The organism is Cellulophaga sp. F20128 (genome assembly GCF_023015805.1).
Lineage (GTDB): Bacteria > Bacteroidota > Bacteroidia > Flavobacteriales > Flavobacteriaceae > Cellulophaga.
Genome location: NZ_JALKBA010000014.1, coordinates 28,178 through 42,665, shown reverse-complemented (window position 1 = coordinate 42,665; position 14,488 = coordinate 28,178). Strand labels below are relative to the sequence as shown.

The 14,488-nt window shown below is 37.1% G+C and carries 1 protein-coding gene; it reads left to right on the top strand.

What is annotated here, in order from left to right:
* Positions 1–109: 109 nt before the first annotated feature.
* Positions 110–14,485: a T9SS type B sorting domain-containing protein gene (locus tag MWU65_RS13000; protein ID WP_247078529.1), complete on the top strand. Its 14,376-nt coding sequence runs from the start codon at positions 110–112 to the stop codon at positions 14,483–14,485.
* The last annotated feature ends 3 nt before the right edge of the window (positions 14,486–14,488 follow it).

The window sequence follows — 14,488 nt, the reverse complement described above, 5'->3', positions numbered from 1 at the left end:
CTTCTTACCTGTATAGCATTAGCATAAGCTCAAGATTTTCAACAAACCATTTCATTTTCAATAGCCCCAATTGAAATTCATAAAAACAGTCCCTAAACCATTAGATAAAATGAATTTTTTAAAACGATTTTTATTATTTATCCTCACCCTTTTTGCAACCGTAAATACCTATGGTCAAGTAAAAAACGATTTTGAGCCGCGTTATAACAATAGTTTGCGTGGTGATTTAACTATTATAGCAAACAACATTGTTAACCGAGAAGGTGATGAAGGGTATTGGACTGGTTCTTGGTGGTCTGGTTATACATGGGTTTCCATTCCAAAGGATGCAAATGATTCGTATAATCAAACCGGAAATAGTTCCACCAGTAATGATAGCTGGGACATGCAATACATTGATATTGACAGTGACGATACAACTTTTAGTTCTAGTAGTTCCGAATTAACGGTGCCTGATGCCAGCTGTTCCTTAGTTCGGTATGCAGGATTATATTGGTCGGCAGTATACTCCAATGAGACTGATAGAAGTAATATTGGTGATATTAAATTTAAGATTCCAGGAGGATCATATTTGGATATTTCAGCAGATGAAGTCCTTTTTGATGGCTACGGAGATACCGATTTTGATTACTATAGTCCGTATGCTTGTTATAAGGATATCACTTCTATAATTACAGGTTTAGCAGATCCTAATGGGGAATATACAGTTGCCAATATAAGAGCAAGTGTTGGTGAGAGTCCTTCTGGCGGGGTTTCTGGTGGATGGACTATGGTTGTTGTTTATGAAAACCCAACCTATCCTGGAAAATACATTACAACTTTTGATGGTTATGCCGGTATAGCCTCTGGAGAATCTGTTGATATTCCAGTTTCTGGATTTACAACCTTACCCAACCCTTTTCCAGTGAACGCTAGATTGGGTGTTAGTACCTTAGAGGGTGATAATAGAATTACGGGAGATGGTCTATCCATTAGAGCAAATAGTAACGCCACCTATACTCCTTTGGGCAACACAGTTAACCCAACCAATAACTTTTTTAATAGTAATATAACCATTGAAAACACGGTTATAAATACCCGAAACCCGAACAGTATAAATACCTTAGGATGGGATGCCGATCTTTTTACAATTCCTAACCCCGCAAGGTCAGTTATACCCAACGATGAAACTGGGGCTACCTTAAGAGCTACTTCCACGGGAGATAAATACGATATTTTCTTTACCTCTTTTGACGTAGAGATCATAGAACCAACCATAAACTTATCTAAAAGGGTAGAGGATATTGGAGGAAATGACATAACTGGCCTAGGCGTAAATTTAGGACAAACCTTAGAATATGTATTATCCTTTCAAAATGTAGGGAATGACGATGCTGATAATTATACGATTAAAGATATTCTACCTCTAAATGTAACCCTAGATGAAGCCCATATTACGTACCCTTCAGGTGTAAGCTATACCTATGATCCAAGTACCAGAACTGTACTTTTTTCTATTCCAAATAATTATGTACTAGAAGGTGGGTCTACCTATAGCATTCGTATGCGGGTAAAAGTTGCAGAAAATTGTTTCGATTTTATAAACGCATGTTCCGATTTAATTCAAAACCTTGCGTATTCTACCTACCAAGGAGTATTAAACGACAACATAATAACAGATGACCCAAGTGTAACCGATTTTGATAATTGCGGATTTACAACTCCAGGGGCAACTAACTTCTTGTTGGATGATTTGGAAGACTGTGACTATAATAGAACCGTACAACTCTGTGGTGATGAAGTCCTTTTAGATGCTGGTGATAATTTTGATGATTATATCTGGTATAAGGATGAAAATAACAATGGAGTAATAGATGGTGCAGATACCGTTTTAAATGATGGGAATTCTGACAATGATTTAAGTACCCTTTTAGTAGATGATATTGGTACTTATATAGTAGACAAAATAGTTGCAGATCCATGTAAAGGTTTTCAAGAAATTATTACGGTAGAACGTTTTGGACAAACACAAACAAACCCAATCGCAACCCTAATAAGTGACCCTTCAAATACCGTTGAAGGTGAAATAACCATTTGTCCTATAGATGGCGATCCCTTACCAAAAATTTTCTTATGTGGTTTAAACGATGTTGAACCCGTAACAATTAACATTCCAGATGCAACTAGCATACACTGGGAAAAATTAGACGAAGCTAGTTGTGGTGCTTCGGTTGAAGATTGTGCAAATAAAAATGGTACCTGTACATGGACTAGAATAGAATCTGGAAGTACACTTTTAGCTTCAGATCCCGGACAGTACCGCGTAATTGTTAACTACCAAAACGGTTGTTTTAGTCGCTTTTATTTTAATGTGTTTAAAAACCCATTAGATCCTATGGCTACAATTAGCGATATTATTTGTGCAACCCCTGGTAATATATCAGTTACAAATATTCCTGCCAACTATGAGTTTCAACTATTAAACGCTGCAACAGATGCTGTAATCGTACCTTTTAGTGCTAATAATGGCCCTAACTTTTCTATAGCAAATAATGGAGCATATACCGTTGAAATTAGACAACAAGGTGTTGTAGACGGATGTCTATTTAGATTGGAAGATTTAGGCGTAAGAACTAGAGATTATGAAGTAAATATTACAACAAAAGATACAGATTGTAGTGGTTTGGGCGAAATTCGTATATCTGCTGAAGATGTAGAGCCACAATACTATTTTGAGATTTCTCAAGGCGGAACAACCGTAGATACCTATGGTCCTACCGATGATAACGATTATACCTTTGAAAACTTAAACGATGGTGTTTATGATGTAACGGTAAGTACTGATGATGGCTGTACTTATACAGAAGAAATAACAATTAATGACGTTTCCGATCTTGCAGCTACTGCTTTAACAACCAAAGCAATAGACTGTACTGATGGTACAATAACAGTTACAGGTACGGGAGGTTTTGCGAACCCTGGATATTCTTATGCTATTTGGAGTAAAGATGGCACAGACTTATACCCAACACCATTTTCATTAAATGATATTCCTCCTAGTGAGTTTCAAGCTACTAGTGATTTTACATTTGATGCAACTGAACAAGGAACTTATGAATTCATTGTTGTTGATAGTAATAATTGTTATGCTATTACGAATGAAGAAACAATAACCATTGCACCTTCAATAACCTATACAACAACAGGAATAGATGAGTCTTGTTTTGGAGCTAATGATGGTAGTTATGTTGTAGATATTACGGCTAGTAATGGGTATACAATGACTTATGATTTACTAAACCCAGATGGCTCTAATACAGTTAATGGTTCTGGTAATTTTACAAACTTAGCACAAGGAAATTATACCTTAACTATTACGCAAACAAATGGTACTGCCGTTTGTGATTTTGATGAAACCTTTACAATTGGTGGCCCTACAAGTGGTATAGGTGGTACTGCTGTTTTAACCCAAGATTATACTTGCCTGCAAGAGGCAACCATAGAAGCACAAAATGTAATTGGCGGTGAAGCCCCATATAGCTATAGTATTGACGGTGTAAATTTTGTTGGTCCCGCTGCAGGTGCAGAAACTTTTGCGAACCTAACCAACGGAACCTACAGCATTACCATTAGAGATGCGAACTTGTGTACGTTTGTCACCAATGAAATAACAATAGCTCCATTAAACGAGCCAACAGATTTAAACTTTACAGCTACAGCTCCTAATTGTCCAACGCAAACATCAGACGTAACCGTAACCGTTGCAAATGGAACGGCACCTTTTAACTTTACGATTATTGCTCCTACGGCAATAACTGCAACCACTATAACGGGTAATACAGGCTCATTTGCTGATTTAGTACCAGATACCTATACCTTTATGGTAACAGATGCTAAAGGTTGTACGTTTGAAGAAAGCTTTACTATACGTCCTGTAGATCCAATTAATGTATCTGGGAGTTTGGTAAGTAATATCACTTGCTTTGATGATACAGATGGTGAAGCAACTTTTACAGTATCTGGATTTAATAGTACCTATAACTATACAATTACGGGTCCTACTACAGTTCCTGCTGGTACAGCAGTGAATTCTACGAGTATTCCATTAACAAATTTAGATAATGGAACCTATACAATTACAGTAACAGATACAGCAACGAATTGTACAGCCACTGCCGATGTTGTTATTGCATCACCAACAGCTGCCTTAACCCTATCTGCCAATGAAACACAACCTACATGTACAGCAGATGGTAGGGTAATTCTAACAGCCAATGGCGGTTGGGGTAGTAATGATTTTACAATTACTTACCCAGATGCATCAACTACATTTACAAACGGTACTGGTACTTTTAACAACTTAAACCAAGCAGGAACTTATACGGTTGCTGTAGAAGATGCTAACGGTTGTATTGCAACGGCTAGTTTTATTTTAGATGCCTCAGTTGCTCCTACCTTAGCAATAACACCTAATACTACTTGTTTTACAGTAGGTGCCGGACTAGAACTTACAGCTAGTGTAACTGCAGGTGGAGATGGCAATTATCAATACAGATTAAATGGTGGTGCTTATGGTACTAGCGCTATATTTTCGGGATTAAACCCAGGAACATACACCATAGATGTTATTGATGGTAAAAATTGTACAGCAACTGCAACAATAACCGTAAACCCAGAATTAACGGTAACGGCTGCTGCAGATAATATAACTGCTTGTGCTACAGATACAAATGTTACCATTACTGCTGCTGGCGGCGATGGTACTAACTATGTGTATGCCATTGTAGCAAATGGAGTTACACCAACTGCAGGAAACTTTACAACAACCAATCCAAGAACAGTTACAACAGGTGCAGGAGATTATGATGTTTATGTACGTGATGCTAACGGAACAGGAACTTTCTGTGAAGCTAAAATCGACTTAACTATTGAAAAAGATGCTGCTTTAACCGTTTCTACCGCAAGTACCAACATACTTTGTAGTGGTGAGGCGCAATCTACCTTAACAATTACAACTACTGGAGGTGAAGCTCCTTACAGGTATAGTATTAATGGTGGTACCAATTATCAAACTACCAACACCTTCCCTAATTTAGCTGCTGGCAGTTACAGTATTAGGGTAAGAGATGCCAATAACTGTGAAGTTACAGATACACACACTATAACAGAACCGTTTACTTTGTCGGCTTCTGCGGCAGTTACTGCCTTATACGAATGTAACCCAATTACCGGAGCTGAGGTTAGAATTACCAATGCTCAAGGAGGTACACCTAGTTATGAATATAGTTTTAATGGTGGTACTTCTTACAGTACAAATCCGATAAACTATTTATTACCTGGTACACATACTTTATTTATTAGAGATGCTAATTTATGTACGTTTCAAATGATTGTAACTGTAGATCCTGCACCAGCTGCTCCTACATTTACACCTAGTATTTCTTATGATTGTGATGGACTTGGTGAAATCACAATAACGTCAAGTAGTACTGATTTTGATTATATTTATTCTATAGACGGCACCGAAAATACGCCGAATACAAATAATCTATTTAGCGATGTTTCCGCTGGAAATCATGCAATTACTATAGATTACATATCAAATATTGCACCAGCACCAAGTAATTTATTATCCGAAAACTTTGGTTCGGGAGCAAATACAAGTATTTCACAAATAGATCCTGCCTATTGTTATGAACCACAAAATGGTACGATTGCTATTTGTAATTCTGTAAATACAGCTATTAATGATGGTGAATATTCGGTAACACAAGCAATTGCTTCGCCTTTTGGTTCTTGGAGAAATCCTAATGACCATACCGGAAACCCTAACGGAAGATTCCTAGCAATTAACGTTGGTGGTGTAGCTGGTGTTGGAGGTATTATCTATGCTAAAAGAGCAATAGAAGTTATCCCAAACAGAGATATTACTATATCTACTTGGGCCTATAATTTATTAAGATCAGGTACTAGTGGTGGCGATCCTACCATAGAAATACAATTAGTTGATGGTGGTGGTACAGTAATTGCCAGTACTGCAACAGGTAACATTCCTAAAAATAATAATGCTGATGATTGGCATAATTATAGTGTAACACTTAACCCTGGTGCAAACACTAATTTAGATATTGTTATTCGTACAAATTCTGCGGTAACTGGAGGAAATGATATTGCTATAGATGATATACAAGCATTTCAAGTGCCAGAAGTTTGTGCTACAACTGCTACTTTTGATGTAGTAATTGAAGCCGGGAAAGCTTTTGGTGCAACTGTTACTAACCCAAAAAACAATTCTTGTTTTGGAAGTACTGATGGAGAATTTGTGATTAATGCAAGTAATTTTGGTGCTGGCGGATTTGAATACTCTATAAACGGTGGTGCTTTTTCGGCCGCTTTTACAACATCCCAAACAGTTACTGGTTTATCGGCACAAACCTATACTATTGAGGTTAGGGATGTGGATGATAATGGATGTAGTATAACATTGACACAAGAGTTAACACAGCCTACAGAAGTTACAGCAACGGCATCCATAACAGATGACTTTACTTGTAACAATACTGGTGCAACAATTACTGCTGTTGCAAGTGGTGGTACACCAACGTATAGCTATCAATTAGAAATTGATGGAGGTGCAGTAGTTGTAGGATATCAACCTTCTGCAATATTTACAGATGTACCAGCTAATGCATCGGGAGAAAACTATATAGTAAGAGTACAAGACAGCAATTCATGTACAAATGTTGTGACTCCTGCAATTACTGTTACTGCTCCTGAAGTACCAACATTTACAACAACCCCAACTGCATGTTACTCTGGTGCAAATGACGGTACAATACAGGTAGATATCACTTCTATTCCTGGCAATGGAAACTTTCAGTTAAGTATCAATGGCGGACCATGGGTGAACCCAAACAATACCGCTACTAGCCATACTTTTACAGGTCTGGCAAACGCATCTTATACCATTGATGTTAAAGATGGCTTTGGTTGTACAGCAGCACAACAGACTGTTATTTTAAGTCCACAATTGGTTGTTAGTGTTGAAACAGTACACGTAAGTTCTTGTGCAGATGGTAGTATAACCGTAAATGCAACAGGAGGTAATGGTACTTTAGTATATGCTATTGTTCCTGCAAACGGTGACCCAACAGGATTATTTACAACAACCAATAATTTAGTAGTTACAAACGCAATGGCCACTGCAAACCCTGCTGGTTACGATGTCTACGTGCAAGATAATAATGGCATAAGCTATTTATGTTCGTATTCAGAAGAAGATATCATAGTAAATACTGCTGCACCATTAACAGTAACTGGAACAGCAAATGATCCAGAATGTTATGATGGACTAGGTTCTATTGTTGCAACTGTTGCTGGTGGAAATGCACCATATACCTATACCTTAACAGATTTAACTGCTGCCGATGGTATTGACTATGGGGTAACCTATACAAACATTGGCGTTACAACAAACGAATTTGCTGGAGTTGGAGTTGGAGATTATGAAATAACAATTACGGATGCTGATGGATGTTCTGTTACTTCAATTACAACAACAATAAATAATGCCGTAGAAATTACTGCTGATATTGAGCCTATTTTACCTAATGATTGTGCCAGTTCTGTACCAACAGATTATGGTTTTGAATTTGCTAACCTTACTACCCCAGCAGCTACGCTAATTGAATATAGTTATGATAATGGTACTACCTGGAATACTAATGGTATAGAACAAAGAGGAATTCCATCTGGAACAGAAGTATACCCATCAATTAGAGTTACATTAGCTAGTGGTACTATTTGTCAAACAGATTTTCCAAGATATATTATCCCTTATCCTTTAGATAATTTAGATATTAGTATTAGCGCAATTGTAGTAGATTGTACTGACTTAGAAGTTACTGTTCAAGGAACAGCAGGTGTAGCTCCATACGAATATGCTTATGCTGAAGATCCTGCAACCTTCAATCCTTTAACTGCAACATGGGTTCCGGGAGGAACTATAAATAATGTACCTGCAACCGTACCCGCGGGTCATGGAAACTATACATGGTTAGGATTAACTCCAGGTAGAACTTATGTTTTTTATGTAAAAGATGCAACAGGTTGTGTGCGCCAAAGTCTTGAAAATGTAAATGATTTAGTAGCGCCTTTACCAATAGACATTACTAGTGAAATTACACCTAGTTGTTTTGGTGGTACAACGGGTACTATTACATATACATTAAACCCCATTACACCAAACTCTCATATGAGATGGGAATTCTATGAATTAGGCAACCCAATTCCAATGGCAGTAAGTGGTGCTTTGGCCCCAGCTCCTGCACAAAATGTTCTATATGATAATGAAATTTCTTTTACTGGACTTGCGCAAGGAGAATATTATATTGAGATAGTTCAATCTGATAATTCTACTGATTCTTGTAGAGGTGGTAGTGAAAATGCTTTGGTTGACCAACTAAAAGAATTAGAAGCTACAGCAGTTGCTACGAGAGATATCTCTTGTAATTTACCAGGTTTAATTTCTATTACCGGAATAACTGGTGGTGGTGGAGCCCCTTACACTTTTGATGTTACTGGTCCTGTCGGATTTACGGCTTTAACAGGCTTAACAAGCAATCCAATTCAAATACCTGTTAATTCTCCAGCTGGTAATTATACTGTAACGATAATTGACCAATATGGTTGTTCTAACACAGTAGCATTAAATTCAGTTCCATTAACATTAACAGCTAACCCAACTATTGATAATGTTACTCAAGATAATTGTAGTGCCCCAATAAGCGTAACAGTTGCAGCATCATCTTTGGCTGGAAACATACGTTATGCCCTAGTTCCTGCAGGAAATCCTGTACCCACATACTATTTGACGAATGGAGGTTTGTTTAATAATGTTTCCCCTGGTTCTTATGATGTTCATATAATAGACGGTAATGGATGTACAGATATACTAACTACATTTGTTGTAAACCCAGTTTTATCTGCAAAAGCAGAACTTACTAAACTATTAGATTGTACAGCAGCTCCTGATGCAGTAATTACTATTGAAGCACTAACAGGTTCAGGTAACTATGAGTATTCCATTTCTGGTGCTGCTACTGTTGCTTCAACAACGTTAACCAGCCCTTTCGATTATCCAGCTACAACAGCAGGAGTTTATACAATAACTGTTTACGATATGGATACTCCAAATAGTGCCGTATGTAACAGAGTATTTACAATAGAGGTTCCGGCTGCCGTAACTCCAATTTTTACACATACCTTAACAGATATTACGTGTAATACTGCAGCTGATGGTACTATAACTTTATACCAAACAGATAATGGTATTAACCCATTAACTTATACAATAACTCCTTCTGTTGGTACTTTTGATGCTACAACAAGCACATTCTCAAATTTACCTCCTAATACATATACGGTAACAGCTACAGGAACCAATGGTTGTCCTGCAACAATTCCAAATATTGTAATTGCAGATGTAGATCCCATTGTAATTGCAGATGCCGTTGTTACAGAATTTGGTTGTACAGCTGGTAACACCAATAATTATGCTAGTATTACAGTAGATAATACTGCTGCTAATATTACAGGTGGTAGCACTACATATGTTATTTACGAATTTATAAATGATAATAACACTGTTGCAACCGGTGATGATGTCATTGTACAATCTGGTTCTAATAACGTTTATATAGAAACAAATACTGCTGGTGGTTCGTATACCATTAATGTATATGACAATAACGGTTGTGTTGGATCTATAGACAGAGATATAGCTCCTTACGATGAGTTATTAACAGCTACTGCTTCAGTTACAGCTGATATTACTTGTGACCCAGGTTCAGATGGGGAAATAACAATTGCCGTAACCTCATCAACCAATGATGTTAGTAAGTTTGAGTATAGTATAGACAATGGATTATCATGGCAAACCACAATTTCTCATACGAACCCAGAAATATTTACTGGTTTAGAAGTTGGTACACACAATTTCTTGGTGAGACATTCTGATACGGATTGTATCATTTCTACATCAGCAACCATAACAAGTCCAGATGTATTAGAATTAGATGCCACAATTGTAAGTAATGTAATTTGTTTTGGAGGAAATGATGGTAGCGTAGAATTTGATTTACATGATGCGGCAAATGTAACCTACCCAAATCCAATAGAATACATACTTTACCATGATACAAACAATACTCCGGCAAATACTGGTGATGATGTACAGACTCCTGGTAGTTCTCCAAACGGTAACTTTGTAATTAATAATTTAGTAGCTGGTAGCTATTATATAGAAGTAAAACAAACTCCAGATCCTAAATGTACCTATACTGAAGCCTTTACTATTGCTGGGCCAAGTGCTGCAATAACAGCAGCTACAGAAGTAACAGCCGTAACTTGTTTAGGAAATGATGGTATTATTGAAGTTATAAACCCTGCCGGTGGTTGGGGAGACTATGTTTACTATGTAGATGTTGCAGGTAACCCTGCTCCCGTTTTCCCAACAGATTATGTATCTAATCCTAAATTTCTAGGTTTATCGGGTGCTGCAGCTCCTGCTGGTACAGATTACCAAGTTTGGGTGGCAGATAAAAATGGTTGTATAGTACAATTACCTAATGTTAATTTAGTAGAACCAACGGATATAAGTGCAACCATACAGGTAAACCAAGAAAATTGTACCAACTTAGAAGGTGAGATTGAAGTTATAGGCACTATTGGCGGGCAAGGAAGCAACTATACCTACCAATTAATTAAAAATGGTATTGCAGTTGGTTCACCACAACCTACAAGAATATTCTCTGGGTTAGGTGCTGGTTCGTATACCGTATTAATTAACGATCAGTGGAGTTGTGATTATACAACTGCCGCAACGCTATTGTATGAAGAAATAAACGTATCTACCACTGTTGTTAAACCAATAGATTGTACAGTAGATCCAGGCGGACAAATAACTGTAAACGTTACTGGTGGCTCTACTAACTTAGAATATGAAGTAACATTCCCAGATTTAACAACAATACAAACACAAACTAATAATGCCATTTTCACCGGCTTAACACAAATAGGTACTTATAGTTTCGTAATTCGTGATTTAGATACAAATACACCAATTTGTGAAAAACCGGTTACACAAGCTTTGGTAGACAAAGTAGATCCTATTCTATTAGCTTCAACCGTAGACAATGTGAGTTGTTTTGGTTTGACTGATGGTACCATTACTGCCAACTTAGATCCTGCAACTAATGTTGATCCTATATATACGTATAATTTATACGATGCAATTGGAACTACTCAAATAGGAGTAAATCAAACAAGTCCAACATTTACAGGATTAGCTGCGGCAGTATATCAAATAGAAGTCGTTTCGGCCAAAGGATGTTCTATAAGAGAAACTATTGAGGTTACACAACCAACAGCCTTAGTAATTAGTGCTGTAGCAACAGAATTTGCTTGTGCTCCTAATAATACCGTAAATACAGCGACTATTACAGTTACTATTGAAGATGGTGTTACAACACCAGGAACACCATCTGGAACTAGTCCATTTTTATATAGTATAGATGGTGTTAACTTCCAATCTACCAATACATTTAATGTTATAGATACAGGAGTTGCACAAACAATTACAGTTTCTGTTAAGGATGGTAATAGTTGTCCACAAACTACAACAGTAACTATAGCGCCTATTAATAAATTTACTGCTGTAGTTACACAAGATGCAGCTATCTCTTGTGTGGGTCCAGAAGAAATTACCATTACAGTAACAGACAATGGAGCTGCAACCAATGTATATACCTATGAGGTATTGCCAATTGGCAATACCAATGGTACCCAAACAGCTACACCAACTTACAATACGGCTACCTACAACTTAACGGCAGTTGGTGGATATGTGTTTAGAGTTACAGATACAGCTACGGGTTGTTATGTTGATACTGATGCATACACTATTGCGCCATATGACTTAATTAAGGTACAGACCACAGCAATAACTCCGGTTACTTGTTTTGGTGATACTAATGGAGCCCTAGAAGTAACTGTTACAGATGCAACAGGTCCATTTACTTATACCGTTTTAAATGCTGATGGTACTTTATTAAGTCCAAGCATAACAAATACAGTTACTACAAATACTTTTACGATAAGCGGGTTAACGGGTGGTAGTTATTACGTTGCTGTAAAACAAGATAATGCACCAGAGTGTACTGAAGATTCTAATATAATTACTATTGTTTCTCCAGATATGCCGCTTTCTACTGTTGTAAATCAAACTGCAGCCGTTACTTGTAATAATGATAGAGGAGAAATAGTAGTTGACCCAAGTGGTGGTTATGCTCCTTATGATATTGTATTGACAAATACAACCACTTCTGTTGTTTTTACTGCTACAGATGTATTAACAGTTACTTTTGAAGGTTTAAGTGCCGGAAACTATACAGTGTCTATTACAGATACAAGTGGGTGTATCCTAAACGATACTGAAGTTTTAGCCGCGGCTACACCAATAACTGCAGATATTACACCACCAACAACTACTTTAGATTGTTATGGTGATTCCAATGGAAGTGTATCTGCAATAAATGTTGTTGGCGGGCAAGGCATCTATCAGTATAAGCTTAATGTTTATGATGCTACTGGGACAACTATTACTTCAACAAGTGGTGGACAAACCAGTAATACTTTCAACAATTTAGGCGCTGGTATTTACACCATAACAGTATCTGACGGTTGGAACTGTGATATAGAAACTATACAGGCCGTTATTACGGAACCTACAGATATTTCTGGGGCTCTAATACAATTATCAGAGTTAAGTTGTGTAGACCCTGCCGAAATAGAATTAATAGCCACTGGGGGTACTGCTCCTTATCTATATAGCGTGGATGGTGTAACCTATACGGCTATGTCTGGGGGTGATACCCACAGATTTACCGTAAATGCAGGAATTTATCAATATTATGTTAGAGATGCTTTTGGTTGTGGAGATGTAATTAGTAACCAAGTTAATATAGATGCTGTACCTACTTTAGAAATAATTTTAGATGAAAGCGCTGCAGTTATTAATTGTAATGGTGAATCTACTGCCAGTATTCTTGCAAAAGGGAAAGGCGGCTTAGGCAACTATTCATACGAATTATTAGATAATCCAACAAGTACTTCAGCTTTGCAAGGACCGCAAACAAACGGTGAGTTTAGAAACTTAGCAATTGGCACCTATTATGTTAAAGTGACCTCAGATGGTGGATGTGAAGTAGTTTCAAACGCAATAATGATAACGGAACCAGACCCATTAATTATAGACTTACAAGATACAACTGATGTAACTTGTGCCGGTGAAAATGATGGAACTATTACGGTTGAAGTATCTGGTGGAACAGGAGAAATAAAATATGCTATTTCACCTAACTTGAACCAATTCGACACTAAAAATGTGTTTACAGATTTAGAACCAGGAACCTATGATGTAATTGCTCAAGATGAAAATGGTTGTTTTATAACCTTTAATTTTACAATTAATGAGCCAACACCTATACAATTAAGTGCTACTACAACAGGAGAAACTTGTACGGGTAATGAAGACGGTATGGCCACAGTTACTATCACTGGCGGTACAGCTCCCTATAGAACTAGTCTAGATTCTAACGATCCTGCAGATTATGTACTAGGCCGAGTAGATTTCTCTGGCTTGTCATCTGGAACTCATGTAATATTAGTAAAGGATGCCAATGATTGTGAAACTAATATGGTTATAGAAATTGAACCAGGTGTTAACTTAAAGGCTACCGCAACCCCAATTTATGAGTGTAGCACAGATACTCCTACAAACTATTTAGAAGTTGTTTTTGAAGATAATACAACTGGTTCAGATGTACTATATGGCTTGGATACTACAGATCCAAGTGCAATGCAATTAACATCAGACTTTGCTAATATGGCTCCTGGAGATCACTATTTATTTATTATGCATGCTAATGGTTGTACAGAAACCATCAACTTTACGGTAGAAGGTTTTGATCCATTAACATTAGTGTTAACAAACAGTAATATTAATGAAATAACGGCAACTGTAACTGGTGGTAACCCAAACTATACATTCTATATACAAGGAAACAATAATGGGGAAGAGAATACGTTCAGAATACGTGAGACCAACACTTATACTATTGTTGTTGAAGATGAAAATGGTTGTCAAGTAACCCAAGATATATTTATTGAGTTTATTGATATTGAAGTCCCTAATTTCTTTACACCAGATGGTGACCTTATTCACAACACATGGATACCTAAAAATATGGAAGGTTTCCCGAATATCTTAACCATTATTTATGACAGATATGGTAGAGAATTGTATAGAATGGGTATCAATGATAGCGGTTGGGATGGCTTTTATGACGGCAAAGAATTACCATCAGGTGATTATTGGTACACCATAAAATTAAACGGAGAAAATGATGATAGAGAATTTGTTGGTCATTTTACATTATACAGATAATAG

Bases quoted from the DNA above. Each gene is read 5' to 3' on its own strand.
- MWU65_RS13000 (WP_247078529.1), top strand. From the start codon at position 110: ATGAATTTTTTAAAACGATTTTTATTATTTATCCTCACCCTTTTTGCA.